The organism is Solitalea longa (genome assembly GCF_002920915.1).
GTDB lineage: Bacteria > Bacteroidota > Bacteroidia > Sphingobacteriales > Sphingobacteriaceae > Solitalea > Solitalea longa.
Genome location: NZ_PQVF01000006.1, coordinates 176,008 through 194,881, shown reverse-complemented (window position 1 = coordinate 194,881; position 18,874 = coordinate 176,008). Strand labels below are relative to the sequence as shown.

The window sequence follows — 18,874 nt, the reverse complement described above, 5'->3', positions numbered from 1 at the left end:
TACGCGTACTGATGGTTACGGATTTTGGGTTACGAGATACAGAAGATTACGGGTTACGGGTTGCAGATTTCGGGTTAGGAGATATTGATTATTTACTCCAGCTATTTCCTTATCCTAATTCTTAACTCCTGACTCTGGATTCATGGCTCTTGACTAAAGCGCAGGTTCCACCCAATCCCCATGTTCCTTAATCAAATCGATCAGCTCATCAACAGCTTTGTCTGCAGGCACATTGCGTTTCACCACTTCTTTTTCTTTGTATAAAGTAATTACTCCAGGGCCTGTACCTACGTAACCGTAATCGGCGTCGGCCATTTCGCCGGGGCCATTAACAATACAGCCCATAATGCCTATTTTAATACCTTTCAAATGATCAGTACGACTACGAATCAGCTGCGTGGTTTCCTGCAGATCAAACAAGGTACGACCACATGACGGGCAAGAAATATATTCGGTTTTTGAGATACGGGTTCTGGTTGCCTGCAAAATGCCGAATGCAACCGAATTGATGATTTTAGTTGAAATATCTGCGGACTGCAACCACATTCCATCCACTAAACCATCTGTTAAAAGTGCCCCGATATCTGTTGAGGCATGCAGCATAAAATTGTCTTCAGCCATTGACGTATAAGATCGTTTGATGATTACCGGAACCCGTAATTGCTGATTGAGCAAATCGAAAATGAACTGGCGTTGTTCAGCCATACCATGATCATTTTCGGTGGTTAAAATCAATACAACGGTTGGATCATTGGTTAAGGCATTAATAAACCCGTTGTAAACCTTATCTGACGATTCAAAAAATACTTTTATATCAGTTTCTATAAAGTTTAAAGACGCATCCTTTTGTTCTGTATTAAGGTACTCCTCTACCGAAAACAATGGGTGGGAGTTTTGTTTATCTGATAAATTTCTCCAGGTAGAATAATTATAAAGCTGTTTTAAATTACCCGGGAATGTAAACGATGGCAATGCATCGCCCAAATAAGCAAAATCAGCGGTTTGCTCATTCATATTGTATTTATCCAAAGCAGCTGAATAATTATATCCAATGGCAGACAGAATAAAAGGATCTTTCAGATTTTGATTAGAAAGGTCAACAATAACACGAGGAACATTATGGTCACCGATATTTTCTACTGCATGTGTTTTTCTTCTCTGATAAGAATAAGGATCGAAATTAGAAGGGATAATAATTTCGGGGTGAGAATCAAGGCTTTCAGGTTTTAGTAACTCGAAATCCTTAGCTCTTAACTCATAGCGTTTGGCGAGTGCTGCCGCAACCGGCGCTTCAAACTCCGGTTCTTCTGTCAATGAAACACGAATGGTATCGCCTAAGCCATCTTCAAGCAAAGTACCAATACCCACCGCTGATTTGATACGTCCGTCTTCGCCGTCACCGGCTTCGGTAACCCCTAAATGCAATGGATAATTCATGCCTTCAGCCACCATTTTCTCCACCAACATGCGATACGCCTGTACCATTACTTTAGGATTGCTGGCTTTCATTGAAATTACCAGGTTATGATAATCCAAATCAGCACAAATACGCATAAACTCCATCGCTGATTCAACCATACCAATTGGTGTATCGCCGTAACGGCTCATGATCCGATCAGAAAGAGATCCATGGTTGGTACCAATACGCATTGCGGTTCCGTATTCTTTACAAATTTTCACCAATGGTGAAAAACGTTTTTGAATACGCTCCACTTCCTGCATGTATTCAGCATCGGTATAGTCTATCTGTTGAAACTTCTTCTTATCAATATAGTTTCCCGGATTTACACGGACCTTTTCAATGAGGCGGGCAGCTAATTCAGCGGCATTGGGTGTGAAATGGATATCGGCGATTAATGGGACATTATAACCGCGAATGCGAAGTTCCTTTTTTATTTCAGCCAGGTTTTGAGCTTCCTTAATACTTGGAGCCGTAATACGAACATATTCACAACCGGCTTCAACCATTCGGATAGTTTGTTCAACCGTTGCCTTTGTATCCATGGTATCGGTTGTAGTCATTGATTGGATACGAATTGGGTGATGAGCACCCATTGCAATATCCCCAATCTTAACTTCACGGGTAATAAAACGAGAATAGCTATTTAATGAATTGCAATACTTCCCCTTTAATGCCTTTAACTGATTTAAATCTACAACCGAATTCATGCAGCAAAAGTAATAAAAAGGTTAATAAAATAGCCCGAAGCTCAGACCTCGGGCTAACTCAAAATTCTTTTGAAGTTCCTATAAAGGTTATTGAATATAAGTTGGTTTATCAGGCATTACCACCCATAAAATCAAATAAACAAGAACACCCGTACCGAGTCCAAAAAATAAAATCAAAAAGATAATACGCACAATGGTAGTATCCATGTTAAAATACTCACCTAAACCTGAACAAACACCGCCAATAACTTTGTTATCAGGGTTTTTATACAAACGTTTTTCCATCAGTTTTAATTGTTTTATTATTTATTTAGAGTCTGTTAATTAAAATAAAGTTACACTTCTCCAAGCATGGGTCGCACTAATATTTCATCAACTACTGCTCCCTGGCTCATGTTAAGCGCATTTACTATTGCAGAAGCTACATCTTCGGGCAAAACAAATCTTGAGGCAGGAATGGTTGTCCCTGACCATGAATCGGTTAATGTTGAACCCGGCAGTACGGCAGTTACTTTTATGCCGTTGTGCATTAACTCTTCACGCAGCACTTTTGTCAAGCCCATTAATGCAAATTTCGAAATGGTATATGAACCGGCTGCCACCACCGGTTTTATGGAAGCTGTTGAACAGATATTAAAAATATGTCCCTTTCCTTCCTCAATCATTTCGCCGGCAAAATACTTAGAAAGATAATAAGCCGCGTACAAATTTGTGTTGATCATTTGTTCCAGCTGTCCATCTTCTTCATCCATGATCGACCCCGGAATATATAAACCCACATTGTTCACCAGCACATCAACCGTTTCAAATTGCTCAAGCACATCATCAACAAAAGCTAACAATAATTCACGGTTTGAGCAATCAAATGCTTGTTGAAATACCTGAATAGTGGGATATTGTTCCTTTAGCTCCGAAACAAGTTCATTCAGATCTTTTGCATTACGGGCGCAAATGGCCAAATCGTAACCTTCTTTTGCTAAGGCCTCGGCTACGGCTTTGCCTATACCTTTTGAGGCTCCTGTTATAACTGCCAGCATAACGTAAAAGTAATATGTTTGCTTTATAGTTCATAGCTCACAGACCATAGTTTAAGAATAAATCCATCGCAATAAATACAAATGCATTATTAACTATGGACGTTGATCTATCAACCATTAACTATATTTTCCTTATTTTCGCAAAAATTATTTTATGCTATTCTACCATTTAGGAAAGTACGTTTTATTGATGAAAGCGGCGCTGAAACGCCCCGAAAAATGGAGTTTTTACTGGAAAGAGATCGCCCGTGAAATGGTTTCTATTGGTGTAGGTTCATTGGGAATCATCAGCATCATCTCTATTTTCATGGGTGCGGTAACCTCCGTTCAAACCGCTTTTCAATTGATCAGCAATTTAATTTCCAGTTCAGTAATTGGCCAGATCACTCGTGATAACTCAATTTTGGAATTAAGTCCTACCATTGGGGCATTGGTATTAGCCGGAAAAACAGGTTCAAATATTGCATCACAAATTGGTACAATGCGTGTTACCGAGCAAATTGATGCTTTGGAGGTAATGGGAGTAAACTCTCCCGGTTATTTAATTTTTCCAAAGATCATTGCAGGAGTAACCATGATCCCAATGCTGGTAATTATATCCATTACTTTGAGTATTGTGGGTGGTGGAGTTGCCGGGGTTTTATCGGGAGCTTTAAGCCAGGCCGATTATATCACCGGTGTTCAGGCCGAGTTTAATAATACCATTTTAATTGCAGGTATGGTTAAATCCGTGATCTACGCATTCATTATCACTTCGGTATCGGCTTACCAGGGCTTTTATACCAGTGGCGGGGCTTTAGAAGTTGGTGAATCGAGCACGCGTGCGGTGGTGGTAAGCTGTATTTTAATTTTATGTGCTGATTACATTGTTGCTCAACTATTACTATGATTGAGATTAAAGAAATTAGAAAGTCATTCGACGATAAAGAAGTGCTAAAAGGCATATCTGCAACATTTATGTCGGGATCATGTAATATGATCATTGGGGGTAGCGGCTCGGGTAAAACCACTCTGATTAAATGTATGGTGGGTTTACACGAAGTGGATTCAGGTGAAGTTTTATATGACGACCGTGATTTTACCAAGTTGAATTTCGAAGACCGTATACCTATCCGCAAAGAGATCGGAATGCTGTTTCAGGGCTCAGCCCTGTTTGACTCCCTGACAGTGCAGGATAATGTAATGTTTGCGTTAAACATGTTTACCGAAATGGAGCATTCGGAAAAACTGGATCGTGTTAATTTCTGCTTAAACCGTGTAAATCTTGAAAACGTAAACAAGAAGTTCCCGGCAGAACTATCGGGAGGAATGAAAAAACGTGTGGGTATTGCCCGTGCCATTGCCATGAATCCGAAGTATCTCTACTGCGACGAACCTAACTCGGGCTTGGATCCGAAAACCTCGATTGTAATTGATAATCTGATCCAGGAAATTACCGATGAGTTTAAAATCACCACCATTGTGAACACTCATGATATGAACTCGGTAATGGAAATTGGCGACAATGTGGTTTTCTTACACCAGGGACAAAAATGGTGGGAAGGCAGCAATAAAGATATTAAGCATACCGATAACACTGAACTGAACGACTTCGTTTTTGCCTCAAAGCATTTTAAAGAAATGCAGAAATAATAGAAGTACAATTTTAGAAGTACAATTTTAGATTTATTGAACGATTCGATTATTGGTATAATCATCCATAATCGATGTAATCCATATAAAAAATGATAAACCTCCTTACTCCAAGCAACTGGAATGATTATGAGCTGATAGACTGTGGTAACTTTGAAAAACTGGAGCGTTTTGGGAAATACATCCTTATCCGCCCCGAACCACAAGCTGTTTGGGACAAAACATTGAGCGAAGGAGAATGGCAAAAACTTCATCATATTAAGTTCAGAGGACGTACAGCCACTTCGGGTGATTGGTTCAAAAAAGACAAATCAGCTCCCGATCGTTGGCATATCGAATACAAAACCAAGGACCTTGATCTTAAGTTTCGCCTTGGTTTAACCTCATTTAAACATGTGGGAATTTTTCCGGAGCAAGCGGCCAACTGGGATTATATAGCCGAGTCGATCAAACTAATGAAAACTCCGGAGCCTAAATTCTTAAACATTTTCGCTTATACCGGAGGGGCTTCAATAGCTGCCCGCAATGCCGGTGCCGATACCACTCATGTTGATTCAATTAAGCAGGTGGTAACCTGGGCCAATGAAAATATGGAGCTTTCGGGCTTAAAAGATATACGTTGGGTAGTGGAAGATGCTTTGAAATTTGTACAACGAGAAGTTAAACGCGGTAAAAAATACAACGGTATTATTCTGGACCCACCGGCGTATGGCAACGGACCAAAAGGTGAAAAATGGAAGCTCGAAGATCAGATCAACGAGATGATGAAGGATGTGGTGAAATTGCTGGATGAAAAGGAACATTTCCTGATCTTAAATACCTATTCGCTTGGCTTCTCCTCATTAATTGTTGAGAATTTGGTAAAGAGCTCGATGCCAACCGTTAAAAACCTTGATATTGGAGAACTATACCTTCAGGCCACAGCAGGATGTAAACTTCCGCTGGGCGTGTGGGGTAAATTCAGATCGTTTTAAAAAACTAAGCCGACTCTAAGGGGTCGGCTTTTTATTAATATTAATTAAACAATTTCAATAGGGGTGAAATCTAATATCCAAAAAATATAAAATCGATGTAACCCTAAACACATTCAAATCGTAAACATCTAATAACCATTCCAAAAACCAAACTTTTCCTCTTTATGAGCGCTTTCGTCAGAAGATGCATGAACAGTTACGGATTTGTGAATACGTGTATTTAAAAGTTAAAATCAATCATGCATTTAAGTAAAAAAATCCCTCTTCTAACTTTATTAGTTATTTCAGCTGTTTCATCAGCATTCTTCACAAGTTGTGATCGTTCAAACAAGGTTTCAACCGGCTCAGTTGTTAATGATAAAACATCGGCAAATGCTGATGCTGGTTCACTTTCAGGTTCTACTGAAGCAGAGTCAGTAAAAAAAGAAGATCCGGAAGATAAAATTCCTTACCAGCCAATTAAAATTGATACCGCCGGTAAATGGATCGTTAATGGTCCTAAACCTAAAGAAGGTGCTATTTTACCAAACAACCGTATTATCGCTTACTACGGAAACCTGTATTCAAAGAAAATGGGTGTGTTGGGAGAATATCCAACCAACGATATGTTAAGCAGATTGGATGCGGAAGTAAAAAGCTGGGAAGCAGCAGACCCTAAAACACCTGTAAAACCGGCCCTTCACCTGATTGTGGTTACTGCTCAAGGTGCTCCAGGTAAGAAAAACCGTTATAGCTTACGCATGCCGTTTAAAATGATTGATAGTACCTTGTCGATTGCTAAAAAACGTAATGCTATTGTTTTCTTAGATATTCAGGTAGGTCACAGTACGCTTAAAGAAGAAATTCCATTATTAGAGCCATACTTAAAATTGCCTAATGTGCACTTAGGTATCGACCCTGAATTTTCGATGAAAGACGGTTCGTTGCCAGGCAAGAAAATCGGCACCTACGATGCGGCTGATATAAACTACGCAAGTGAATTCTTACAGAACCTTGTTAAAACTTATAATCTGCCTCCTAAAATTTTGGTTGTTCACCGCTTCACTCGTAAAATGGTGTCCAACTCGCAAAACATTAAACTTAATCGTGAGGTTCAGGTGGTAATGCACATGGATGGATGGGGACCTTCGACATTAAAAAGAGATTCGTATAAAAGCTATGTATATAAGGAGCCTGTTCAATATACCGGATTCAAATTGTTTTATAAGAACGATATTAAATGCGGTAAACCAATCATGACTCCATCACAAGTACTAACGCTTTACCCGCAACCATTATACATTCAATATCAATAATTCTGACTGAAAAAGATAAAAATGCAAGCCTGTCGATTTATCGGCAGGCTTGTTTTTTTTAAAACTGCTGACAGAGGACTGGAGACTCAAGACTGGCGACTGGATTCTGACATTAGGTACTTACACCCTGTTTTCTTATTTTTCGACAAAGTTAATTTGATGAAGAAAGCGCTATTTCTCTTTTTTACCTGTTTATTTCCATTTTTCAGTTTTGCGCAAATGCCGCAGTATGATTTGGTTTTAATGAACGGCCGAATTATCGATGGTTCAGGAAATACCTGGTTCAAAGGCAATGTAGGTATTGCAAAAGGCAAGATTGTAGCCATCGGCTATTTCGACTCAAAAAATGCCAGAAAGATCATTGATGTCAAAAATATGATCATTGCTCCGGGATTTATTGACATCCATACGCATATTGAAGATGATGAGGAAAAAACTCCAACGGCTGATAATTTTATTTACGATGGAGTGACTTCTGTAATTACTGGAAACTGCGGCAGCTCCAACCTCGATTTTAAGAGCTATTTTAACAAACTCACCCAAATAAAAACCTCCATCAACATTGGTTCATTAATTGGCCAGGGGAGCGTTCGGAGCCAGGTAATGAATGATTCAAACCTGCCTCCTACTCTTGCGCAACAAAAAGAGATGGAAACTATTGTTGAGGAAGCAATGAAAAACGGGGCAATGGGATTGTCTACCGGTTTGATTTATGTTCCAGGGACTTATTCAACTACAGAAGAAATTGTGGGACTAGCCAAAGTGGTTGCACGCTATCATGGCATTTATACTACACACATGCGTAGCGAAACAGTCAAGGTTTTTGAGGCCATTGATGAGGCTATTAATATTGGAAAGCAAGCCAATATTCCCGTTGAAATATCGCACCTTAAAGTTGGCCGCCCTAATCTGAATCGTTCGGCAGAGACGCTAAAACTCATTGAAAAGGCACGATCAGAAGGTTATGATGTAACCTGTGACCAATATCCTTATTCGGCTAGCAGCACCTCGCTTCGGTCGTTGATCCCTGCCTGGGCATTTGCAGGTAACGACAGCACTTATCACAAGCGCTTAACCGATACTGCAGCACGCCGCAAATTGGTTAATGAAATGCTTAACGATGCAGCGAGAAGGGGCAACAAAGATTTTTCTTATGCGGTGGTGGCTTATTGCAATGCCGATACTGCACTTAACGGAAAAAGTATCACTCAGATAAACAAGTTAAAAGGCCGTGGTGAAAATTTAACTGATGAAATAAATACAATGCTCGATTTGGTGGATCAGGGATGGGTACAGATGGTTTTTCATGGCATGAATGAAGATGACATTGAAACCATTATGAAATATCCCTTCACCATGGTAGCCAGTGACGGTTCGATACGTGAGTTTGGAAAAGGGATGCCACACCCGCGGAGCTATGGAACCAATGCAAGGGTTTTAGGCAAATATGTACGGGAGCGTCAGGTAATTAAGCTAGAAGACGCTATCAGGCGAATGACCTCTGCGCCGGCTCAACGGTTTAATTTAAAAGGCAAAGGATTAATACGAGAAGGAATGGATGCAGATATTGTTGTTTTTGATGAAACTAAGGTTGAGGACCTATCCACTTATGATAAACCACATGCTTTTTCCACAGGATTTGAATATGTAATTGTTAATGGAGTTCTCACATTAACTAGCGGAAAACACACCGGAGCAAAAAATGGAAAGGTTCTTTATGGAGGAGGCTTTCATTCTAAACAAAAAGGCCACAAATAAAGTAGTACATATAAAGGAATGGATCAGCTTTAAAAGTTGATCCATTCCTTTTTATATATTTCTTATTTAATTTTTTCGGCTTCAGAAGCCACTTTAATCAATGAATAAGTGAATAATAATATTAAGCCCATCAATAAAACTGAACTTAATAATATTAACATATTAGCCCCGGGAAGTTCAAAAAATTTAAGGCAAGTACCGGTGATCAGCGAAAATAAGCAAGCAACGGCTGGGATAAGTAAAGTTTGTTTCATATTTCGGTTTAATTGGTTGTTTAGATTCCCAATTAAGAAATAAAATAAAACAAAAGCAATAGTTACCCAAATTTTTTTTTACTCTATTAAAAGTTTAAAAAATTATCTTCTAGCTTTTACCGTTGCTAATGCAGGCTTTTTAGCGGGTTTCTTTGCTTTTTTATTCTTTACTCTTGAGAACAAATAAGTAATGCCATAAAGTATAAGAAAGATCGTTAGAAATACCAGGGTAATGCCCCACATGCCGAACACTAAATTACCAGGAAAACCCATAATCAATAACAAAAGGCTTAGGCCTACCAATACCGCCAGGCCAATAAGTATGACCTGCTTTAATCCAATTGCCATTCGCTTAACTATTTGCTGTCTTGCTTGGCAAAAACCTTCTTCAATATATCAGTTGTGCGGTTAACAGGATCTTTTCTGATAGCCAGCTCTTCCTGTTCCACCTTATAAAAAACTCCATCCATAGCTTTATTGGTAACATAATCAGCCAAATCAGGGTTAACCTTTGTCACCATTGGCAGCTGGTTATATTTAGTCATGATCTGTCCCCAAACTTTGGTAGCTCCTACTACATCGAGTGAGTTTTTAATTACCGGGTTAAACTCTGAATACAATTGAGTTGTTGTTGTTTTCTTCAAATACTGAGTAGCTGCATTTTTCTCACCCATTAAAATACTAAAAGCATCCTGAAAGGTCATTTGCTTAATAGCATTTACAAAGATATTCTTAGCCTTTCCTGCCGCATCTTCAGCCGCGCGGTTCATTAATTTTAAGCCTTCATCCGCTAAACTCGACATACCAATGCTACGTAATGTCTTATCAACCTTTTGAAGTTCTGCAGGCAGCAAAATTTTCACAGCCTGATCTTTAAAGAAACCATCGGTTTTGGCTACTTGGGCAATTGCCGTATCAATTCCTTTGTTTAATGCCTGTTTTAAGCCGTTAGCAATATCAGTGTTGGATAACTGACCGTTAGCAGTGGTTTGTTTATAAATATCAGTAGCCTGTTTTAAAAGACTTTGCGAATCGCAAGAAGTTAATGAAAGTGCTAGAACGATAGTAAAAAATACTCTTCTGATCATGATTTGGTTTGCTTTTATATGTATTGAATTGGTGTTTAAAATATTGATTTATTTGAAACGACGAAGTATCATTTTTATTTCAAATCAAAGGCGCAGAGAGTGCAGTCTCTTTGCGCCTTTGCCAAATTTTAATGCGTTAATCTTATGCTAAAATAACTTTCCCTGACCATCATCTTCCAGATCAGTGTCCTCAGGATTGGTTATTTCAAAATCAATCTTTTTTGAAGGACCAGCCTCGTCCGTTGAAGATGCTTCAATTTCTGAACCATTATCCTCCTCCTCAGCTACTTCCGCTTCTTCTTCCTCTATCGGCTCTAATAACTCCACTTTGGCAATTTCAAACTGACTCAAACGGTTTCCATTAGCTTTAAGTCCTTTGATATCGATAAATTCAGTAAGGTTAATTTCAGAAAGCTCTTGATCTTTAGCTTTACCTTTAAGTACTGTAAGAGCAATCCGAGGCTGGTCATCAGCGCTGATTAATACTAATTTTGACCCTGCTTCATCACTTATGAAACTTACTTTTTTACCGATTGCCACATTATCCGGTACAAAGCGTTTTACAAAGAAATTTTTAGCTTTTCCTTCGAAATGAACAACAGAAAGCACCATTTCAGGATCGAACTTGCGGATGATCAACAAACCATCATCAAAATGATTTGTAAGATCGAAATTCGTTAGTTCATATTCACCATTTTTATAAACAGTGATGATCTTATCTTCACCACTAAATGAGCCCAAATATTTTCCTCTGCCATCGGCATTCAGTCGTTGCAAAACATCATCGAACCATATTTTACGGCCTGCCAATGTTGAAACTCCAGCCGACTTGAAAGCAACCTTTTTGATTGGGTATTTAGTCACCACATTTCCTTGCGAGCCACGACCTTTAATGGCCAATTCGGAGAAGTCTACATCAAACTGCAGCTTCCTTAATTTTGAATGTGGTTTAAGTTGAAGATTAACCACTTCCGCTTCTCCATTTGCGTTAGCCGTAAACCACAACACTGATGATCCTTTAGTGCCTTTAGTCAGGTCATACTCTTTATCACGGGTGATACCACCAACAGGGAAACGCTTCATATACGACGTTCCGCTGGTTCCATCACGATAGATCATATTGTAAACCGTACGGTCGTCGTTCTTCTTGAAAACCCCTACATGCACAATATTCTTACCCATGAAGGCCTTTTCACTTACTTTAGAAACCAGGAATTTACCATCGGCACGGAAAGCAATGATATCGTCGATATCGGAACAATCACAAACGTACTCGTCTTTTTTAAGTGAAGTTCCAACGAAACCTTCTTCTTTATTAACGTACAGCTTCACGTTAGCCAAAGCCACCTGCGCAGCCTGAACAGTATCAAAAGTTCTTAACTCAGTTCTACGCTCACGTCCTTTTCCATATTTAGCTCTTAACCGTTCGAAATAATCAATTGCATAATCAATCAAGTGAGCTAAATGATGATTCACCTCATCGATTTCTTCCTGTAAAGCTTTCATCTGCTCATCAGCCTTTTTCACGTCGAAACGAGTGATGGAGCTCATTGGCTTATCGATCAGCTTTTTATAGTCCTCAGGAAGAATTTCTCGGTAGAATTGAGAGAAGAATGGTGTAAACAATTTATTCAGCACTTCCACCACCACATCAAAAGTACCTGAACTTTCATATTCAGGATGCTTATACATTCCTTCCTGAATGAAGATCTTCAATAGTGAACTGAAGAAGATCTTTTCTTTCAGCTCAGCTAAACGAATCTCCAGTTCTTGTTTTAAAAGCTCTTTGGTATGGTTGGTACACTCTGTTAAAATGTCATTCACACTCATAAAGTGTGGCTTGTCGTTCTTGATCACGCAAGTGTTCGGCGACAATGACATTTCGCAGTTGGTGAATGCATAAAGCGCATCAATGGTGATATCAGGAGAAATTCCCGGAGCCAGATGAATCACAATCTCCACATCCTTTGCGGTATTGTCTTCAATCTTTTTGATCTTGATCTTGCCTTTATCGTTAGCTGCAATAATACTGTCAATCAAGCCTATAGTAGTGGTACCGAATGGAATTTCATTGATAACGAGGGTTTTCTTATCCTTCTCGTTAATTTTTGCACGGACACGCACACGTCCACCACGCTGACCTTCATTATATTTTGAAACATCCGCTAATCCACCTGTAGGAAAATCCGGTACTAAATCAGGACGAACACCTCTTAATACGCCAATCGAAGCATCAATAAGCTCAATAAAGTTATGCGGCAAAATTTTGGTAGCCAAACCTACCGCAATACCTTCAGTTCCCTGGCTGAGCACTAATGGAAACTTTACCGGTAAAGTAACAGGTTCCTGGTTACGACCATCATATGATAATTGCCATTCAGTGGTTTGAGGATTGAAAACCACATCGTTAGCGAACTTGCTCAGGCGAGCCTCGATATAACGGGCAGCAGCAGCAGAGTCGCCGGTAACCGGGTCGCCCCAGTTTCCTTGAGTGTCGATCAACAATTGCTTTTGACCGATATTCACCATGGCATCACCTATAGAAGCATCTCCATGAGGGTGATACTTCATAGTGTTACCGATAACGTTGGCAGCCTTGTTAAAGCGGCCATCGTCCATTTCTTTCAATGAATGCAGAATGCGGCGTTGCACGGGCTTTAATCCATCGTACATGTTAGGCACCGCACGATCAAGAATTACGTATGATGCATAGTCCAAAAACCAGCTTTCATACAAGCCGTCCACTTTGATAACATCATCTAAATGGCCTTTACCCTGGTTTTCTTCGTTTGGTATATCGTTTTCGTTAATCATTTTACTTTTAAAATTGTATCGAACCACCCCTAACCCCTCCTTAGCCAAGGAGGGGAATATCGCCACCTTGATAATTTCTGAGCTATAAGTAATCGATACCCTTTATTGCAATTTATCAGTTAACATTTTTTGCAGTTATTTTGGAAAAGAACCACAGACTTCCTCCTAACGGAGTTCTTGTTAATCAATTAAAAGTTGGTAATACAATCAATATTAAGTTCTGTTCTGGTCCACCATTAGCCCTGCCAAATGCAGCTTTCGCTTTAAGTTGGCATAACCGTCGGTATACTCCCAATACATCAATCGGCCGTAAGAGCCGGTTACTAAAACATAGTTTTCTGAAATAGACTGAATACGACTTACTGCCACCACCTTTTCGGCTGGCGATTGCACAGTCACTTCCTCCAAAACCTCCTTATTATGTTCGTCGTAGCCATGTACAATTAAGTAACTGCCAACCGTTAATGTAATAAACATATCTATTCTTATTGATCTATATTAAGCTACCGTCAACGCTTCTTCCAGGTCTTTCTCTACCCTCAGATTGCTGATAATAAATTCCTGGCGTTCCTGGGTGTTTTTGCCCATGTAATACTCCAACACATTTTTTATATGTGAGTCTTTCAAGATCACCGGATCAAGGCGCATATCTTCACCGATAAACAAAGAGAACTCATCAGGAGAAATCTCTCCCAATCCTTTAAATCGAGTTATCTCCGGTTTGTTGCCCAATTTTTCAATTGCGTTCTTACGTTCTTCGTCACTGTAACAGTAAATAGTTTCTTTCTTATTTCGAACCCGGAATAATGGTGTTTGCAGAATGTACAAGTGCCCGTTCTTTACCACATCCGGAAAAAACTGAAGGAAAAACGTCATTAACAACATACGAATGTGCATACCGTCCACGTCGGCATCGGTAGCAATTACAATGTTATTATAACGCAATCCCTCCAAACCATCTTCAATATTTAAGGCATGCTGAAGCAAGTTAAACTCCTCGTTTTCGTACACGATCTTCTTCGTTAAACCATAGCAATTCAATGGCTTACCTTTTAAGCTAAAAACTGCTTGCGTGGCAACTTCCCTTGATTTGGTGATTGAACCTGATGCCGAATCACCCTCGGTGATAAACAAAGTTGTTCTGAACTTTTGCTCATCATCTTTCTTTGAATCGTCATCAAAGTGAACTTTGCAATCGCGCAGTTTACGGTTATGCAGAGAAGCTTTTTTGGCGCGTTCGTTAGCCAGTTTCTTAATCCCGGCAATGTCTTTACGTTCGCGCTCCGATTGCATGATACGTTTCAACAAGCCATCAGCAGCATCCGGATGTTTATGCAGGTAATCATCCAATTCCTTTTTCAGGAAGTCATTGATAAACGTACGCACCGTTGGCCCATCAGGACCAATGTTCAATGAGCCTAATTTGGTTTTAGTTTGAGATTCGAAAACCGGTTCCTGAACTTTTATGCTGATTGCTGCCACTACTGATGCGCGGATATCGGTAGCGTCAAATTCTTTCTTATAATATTCACGAACCGTTTTTACCAGCGCCTCACGAAAAGCAGCCTGGTGAGTTCCGCCTTGTGTAGTATGCTGACCATTAACGAATGAATAATACTCTTCACCGTAGTGGTTATCGTGCGTTAAGGCTACTTCTATATCGTGACCTTTCAAATGGATGATCGGGTAACGGATGGTTTCGGCATCAGTGTTTTTAACAAGCAAATCATACAACCCTCTTTCTGAAAAATATTTCTTTCCGTTGAAGTTGATGGTTAAGCCCGAATTCAGGTACACATAATTCCAGATCATGTTCTCCACAAACTCCGGAATGAACTTGAAGTTGCGGAAAATATATTCATCGGGAACGAAGTTGATGGCGGTACCATTACGCTGAGAGGTTTCCTTCTCGGCCTCATCTTTTACAATAATACCCTTGCTGAACTCGGCAAACTTGGTTCTTCCATCACGATACGACTGAACAGTGAAATTAGCAGATAAGGCGTTAACCGCCTTGGTACCCACACCGTTCAAACCCACTGATTTCTGGAATGCTTTGGAATCATATTTCCCCCCGGTATTGATCTTCGAAACACAATCGATCACTTTACCCAGCGGAATTCCACGGCCGTAGTCGCGTACCGATACTTTATGATCAGAAATGGTGATATCAATGGTTTTGCCTGCTCCCATCACAAACTCGTCGATAGAGTTGTCCATGATCTCTTTCAGCAAAATATAAATACCATCGTCATAAGCCGAACCATCGCCCAGTTTACCAATGTACATTCCCGGACGAAGTCGAATATGTTCTTTCCAATCGAGGGATTTAATATCGTCTTCGCTGTAACCAATTTTTTCTTCAGCCATATTTTATATGATACAAGAGTAAAGAATCAAGATAAAAGAATTGAAATGATAAAGAGATGCTGATGAGACACTCTTTTTCTAAGTTCAACCAACAAATCTAATCTTTCTGAGCGGCCCAAGATTGCTAAAAATTTCAACATTTTCACAACTCGTTGAGCATCTGTAAGGTAATTTTTTGATAAATAAATTAGAAACAACCACTGTTGACGTAAATTTGCCACAAGGTTTTTTATACGCCCTAAGTTTGTTATATTTAATCAAATCATCATTCACCTTAAAAATTTTTAACACTTATGAAACGAATCATATGCTCGCTATTGCTTCTTGGAGCACTGTTATTTAGTTTTCAAATAAGTTCGGCTCAGGAAATTAAACGTAAAACGGTTCAGGGAGTTTGGCGTTTAGACAGCATACTTTATGACAATATTAAAGCTTACTCAACAATAAAGGTTTTTGGTGATGTTGACGCAGCCTGTATGATCAATAGCGTTTGGACGTTTTACGGCAATTGGGATGGCAAAATTCTTTCGCCAATGGCTGAAGGTTGCCCTACTACCCCACAAACCCTTGTTTGGTCGACTGGAAAAGCGGAAACAGGCAATTATTTTGGAATAAAACCCTTACTGGCAGGACAAAAAGGAAAGCAAATCACCCAAGGGTTTAAGATGCCGATCCAATCAATTGATGGAAAAAACATGGTTTGGAATGAAACCGTAAATCTGAATTATAAAACTTCGCACATTACTTATTTCTTTACCAAAACAAGTAAAAAAGCAAAATAGCCTACTTAGTTAAGTGAAAAGCCCAAAACATTGAACACAAGATTCAGCGTTTTGGGCTTTTTTATTTATATCAAGGAAACTAAAATTTAGCAAGCACTTTTAGCATCTCTTCGGCTACCAGTTCATTGCCTTTATTTGTTAGGTGAACTTTATCAGTAGTTAATATCCCCGATTCCTTATTTTCCGGATTATTAAGCTTATTGTATTCAAGGAATGTTTTACGAAGATCGCAAACCGGTAGATTATAAGTTTTAGCAAGATCTCGTATAGTTTGAGAGTACTTGTTCAAATCGCCATCCATTTGATTGGTAAAATCGGTTTTTTCACCTATTACGGCCGGTGTGCATAACACCACTTTTATGTTTCGGGCTTGCAGTTTTTTGATGATCGCCTTATAAAATGCTTCAAATTTATCGGCATCAGTACCGGTTCCCCATACCTTATGCCATACATCATTAACACCTAGCCAAATCACCACCACATCTGGATTTTGAGCCAGCACATCATCATCCATGCGTAAGTAAAGATCATACACCTTGTTGCCGCCAATACCGGCACCAATCAGATCAAAATTAGTTCCTTGTCCTTTAGTTTTAAGTAAACTATCCAAACGACAGATATAACCTCCGGTATTCACTCCCATCTGCGTTATCGAATCGCCAAAAAACACCACTTTTTTCTTCGTAGTAATAAGACCTGCACTCATAGTAAGCAGCAAAACTGCAATAAGTAAAGCGTTTTTTTGTTGTTTCATTTATTAACGTATTAATTACCAGAATGAATTATCAGTTGTTTACGATAGCTATTTAAAATTGCTGATTTAGAGATAAAACCTTTAAATACTTTATTTTCCACCACCGGTAAATGCCAGCTTTTGGTAGAATCGAACTTATTCATTATTTGAGGCAAAGATTCGTTAATATTGATCACTGCCGCTGGACTTATCATATGATCGCTTATCAAAACCGTTTCGGGCTGAGCATTACTGAATACATCATCTCTAACCATATCAAATGTTATTATCCCTTTCAGTATTTGTTGATCATCAATTACGGCAAATCGTTCCTGCTTATTAATACGGAATATGCGGATGAGATCGGCCAGCGAATCCGTAGGAGCCAGAGTTTCCTGACTGCTATCAATAAATTCAGCCATTTTAATTGATGTTAATAAATTCCGGTCGCGGTCATCTGTAAATATTTCACCTTTTTCAGCCATCAGGCGATTATCCATTGAATGTTTATGAACCGACCGGGTGATCAGGTACGCAGATACCGAAACGATCATCAGCGGGATCATCAGCTCATAACCACCGGTTACCTCGGCAATCAGGAAAATTCCGGTTAAAGGAGCGTACATCACACCACTTAAAATACCTGCCATGCCCACCAAGGTAAAATTTGAAACCGGTAATTGCCGTTCGAGACCCAACAGGTTAAACATAGAAGAAAAGAAATAACCTACATACGCTCCAACAAATAAGGAAGGTGCGAAGTTTCCTCCGTTTCCTCCACCGAAAATTGTTATGGATGTAGCAAAAACTTTTATCAATCCAATGATGCCTATAAACAAGGTGATGATTAAAACCGATGAAGGGAGTTTAGTTCCGAGCCAACTAGAGGCAAAAACACTGATTGCTTCGTCATTGGCCAATTTCTTTACACTTTCATAACCTTCGCCCATTAATGGGGGGAAAAGAAAATACAACCCGATCAATAACAATCCTCCAACCAGCGCCCGTTGATAAGGCTGAGTTTTAAACCTTAAAAACATATGTTCGATTCGTAAGGCCATACTGGCATAATACATCGACAATAATCCGCAGAAAATACCCAGCAAAACATAAAAGGGAACATTCCAATAATTAAAGTGTTGTAATGATTTGAAATGAAACAGGATGTTTTCGTTAAAGATGATCTTGGTACATAAGGCTCCGCAAACAGAAGCGATGATCAAGGGTATAAACTCCGTTATACCAATTCCAGCAAGTAAAACTTCGGCGGCAAACATAATTCCTGTTACAGGTGCGTTAAAAGCACCTGCTATTCCTGCTGAGGCACCGGCAGCCAGCAGCAACGTGCGATCTTTATAATTGAGGCCATAAATCCGTCCGAAATTTGAACCGATGGCCGAACCGGTTACTGCAATTGGGCTCTCTAAACCTGCGGAACCTCCCAAACCGACTGTTATTCCACTGGTAATAATTTGCGAGTACATTTTGGTTTTATCAACCAGACTCGACCGAACAGCGATGTCATTTAAAATATTCACGATTCCCCGGCCGTCTTTGCCTTTGAAAAACTGGTGAGTGATAAAAACGCTTAACACCAAGCCAATTAACGGTAAAAAATATACCAGATAACGGTCAGAATTATAGGGCAAGTCGATGGTAAATGAACGATGGAGGTAATGAACAATGGTCTTAAGAATAACCGAGGCCATGCCAGCGGTCAACCCAACCAACACCCCGGCAACAATTAAAAACTGGTTTCTTGAAAGTTTATGTTTTAACCAAAAGATTGGCTTTCGGATCCATTTAAGATTAAACATGCATCAAAATAATCAATTATATTAAAATTAATAACGCAACAACAGCTGGAAATCGCCTTTAAACTTGCATCGCTGTACTTAAAATGAATAAAATGTTTGTCTGGCTATACATAAACAAATACATTTGCAAAACTGCATTAATCGACTAAAT

General features: G+C 39.4%; 17 protein-coding genes. 6 read left to right on the top strand and 11 right to left on the bottom strand.

All coding sequences use genetic code 11. From position 1 onward, the window contains the following. Positions 1-153: 153 nt before the first annotated feature. The 3 genes from ispG to C3K47_RS09910 all read right to left on the bottom strand — a co-directional run bounded on the left by ispG (position 154) and on the right by C3K47_RS09910 (position 3,206). Entirely contained in the window at positions 154-2,169 is a 2,016-nt protein-coding gene (gene ispG, locus C3K47_RS09920; RefSeq protein WP_103788978.1) for a (E)-4-hydroxy-3-methylbut-2-enyl-diphosphate synthase, read from the bottom strand. Between the two features lie 87 nt (positions 2,170-2,256). Further along, entirely contained in the window at positions 2,257-2,454 is a 198-nt protein-coding gene (locus tag C3K47_RS09915) for a PspC domain-containing protein (RefSeq protein ID WP_103788977.1), read from the bottom strand. Positions 2,455-2,504: 50 nt separating this feature from the next. Continuing rightward, positions 2,505-3,206, bottom strand: coding sequence for an SDR family oxidoreductase (locus C3K47_RS09910; protein WP_103788976.1), 702 nt, complete (start codon positions 3,204-3,206; stop codon positions 2,505-2,507). Between the two features lie 154 nt (positions 3,207-3,360). Here C3K47_RS09910 and C3K47_RS09905 point away from each other — a divergent pair, with 154 nt between their 5' ends. From C3K47_RS09905 to C3K47_RS09885, 5 genes are all read left to right on the top strand, one after another. Then, a complete protein-coding gene (locus C3K47_RS09905) occupies positions 3,361-4,095 on the top strand; it encodes an MlaE family ABC transporter permease (protein WP_103788975.1) in 735 nt (244 codons plus the stop codon). Next, positions 4,092-4,838 (top strand): ABC transporter ATP-binding protein, encoded by a 747-nt coding sequence (locus C3K47_RS09900; RefSeq protein ID WP_103788974.1) that lies wholly within the window; start codon positions 4,092-4,094, stop codon positions 4,836-4,838. Before C3K47_RS09905 ends, C3K47_RS09900 begins: the two co-directional genes overlap by 4 nt. A 92-nt stretch (positions 4,839-4,930) precedes the next feature. Next, positions 4,931-5,812, top strand: a complete 882-nt coding sequence (locus C3K47_RS09895; protein ID WP_103788973.1) for a class I SAM-dependent methyltransferase — start codon at positions 4,931-4,933, stop codon at positions 5,810-5,812. Positions 5,813-6,051: 239 nt separating this feature from the next. After that, positions 6,052-7,107: a hypothetical protein gene (locus tag C3K47_RS09890; protein WP_103788972.1), complete on the top strand. Its 1,056-nt coding sequence runs from the start codon at positions 6,052-6,054 to the stop codon at positions 7,105-7,107. A gap of 159 nt (positions 7,108-7,266) precedes the next feature. After that, a complete protein-coding gene (locus tag C3K47_RS09885) occupies positions 7,267-8,865 on the top strand; it encodes an N-acyl-D-amino-acid deacylase family protein (protein ID WP_103789101.1) in 1,599 nt (532 codons plus the stop codon). A 62-nt stretch (positions 8,866-8,927) separates the two neighbouring features. Here the strand turns inward: C3K47_RS09885 and C3K47_RS09880 are convergent, their stop codons facing one another. The 6 genes from C3K47_RS09880 to C3K47_RS09855 all read right to left on the bottom strand — a co-directional run bounded on the left by C3K47_RS09880 (position 8,928) and on the right by C3K47_RS09855 (position 15,391). Continuing rightward, on the bottom strand, positions 8,928-9,119 hold the full coding sequence (locus C3K47_RS09880) for a hypothetical protein (protein WP_103788971.1): 192 nt from the start codon (positions 9,117-9,119) through the stop codon (positions 8,928-8,930). A gap of 102 nt (positions 9,120-9,221) precedes the next feature. After that, positions 9,222-9,467 carry a hypothetical protein gene (locus C3K47_RS09875; protein WP_103788970.1) on the bottom strand — a complete coding sequence of 82 codons (246 nt, stop codon included), beginning with the start codon at positions 9,465-9,467 and terminating at the stop codon, positions 9,222-9,224. Positions 9,468-9,475: 8 nt separating this feature from the next. Next, the gene (locus C3K47_RS09870; RefSeq protein ID WP_103788969.1) at positions 9,476-10,207 is read right to left on the bottom strand and encodes a DUF4197 domain-containing protein; all 732 of its coding nucleotides are present in this window, start codon (positions 10,205-10,207) and stop codon (positions 9,476-9,478) included. A gap of 147 nt (positions 10,208-10,354) precedes the next feature. Next, positions 10,355-13,021, bottom strand: a complete 2,667-nt coding sequence (locus C3K47_RS09865; protein ID WP_103788968.1) for a DNA gyrase/topoisomerase IV subunit A — start codon at positions 13,019-13,021, stop codon at positions 10,355-10,357. Positions 13,022-13,234: 213 nt separating this feature from the next. Beyond that, positions 13,235-13,498 (bottom strand): LemA family protein, encoded by a 264-nt coding sequence (locus tag C3K47_RS09860; protein WP_103788967.1) that lies wholly within the window; start codon positions 13,496-13,498, stop codon positions 13,235-13,237. 21 nt (positions 13,499-13,519) lie between these two features. Next, complete coding sequence (locus C3K47_RS09855) at positions 13,520-15,391, bottom strand: DNA topoisomerase IV subunit B (RefSeq protein ID WP_103788966.1); 1,872 nt, start codon at positions 15,389-15,391, stop codon at positions 13,520-13,522. 293 nt (positions 15,392-15,684) lie between these two features. Between C3K47_RS09855 and C3K47_RS09850 the strand changes: the two genes are divergently transcribed. After that, entirely contained in the window at positions 15,685-16,173 is a 489-nt protein-coding gene (locus C3K47_RS09850) for a hypothetical protein (RefSeq protein ID WP_103788965.1), read from the top strand. Positions 16,174-16,252: 79 nt separating this feature from the next. Here the strand turns inward: C3K47_RS09850 and C3K47_RS09845 are convergent, their stop codons facing one another. Then, positions 16,253-16,927, bottom strand: coding sequence for an SGNH/GDSL hydrolase family protein (locus C3K47_RS09845; protein ID WP_103788964.1), 675 nt, complete (start codon positions 16,925-16,927; stop codon positions 16,253-16,255). Between the two features lie 11 nt (positions 16,928-16,938). Then, positions 16,939-18,723: a chloride channel protein gene (locus C3K47_RS09840; protein ID WP_103788963.1), complete on the bottom strand. Its 1,785-nt coding sequence runs from the start codon at positions 18,721-18,723 to the stop codon at positions 16,939-16,941. Positions 18,724-18,874: the final 151 nt, after the last annotated feature.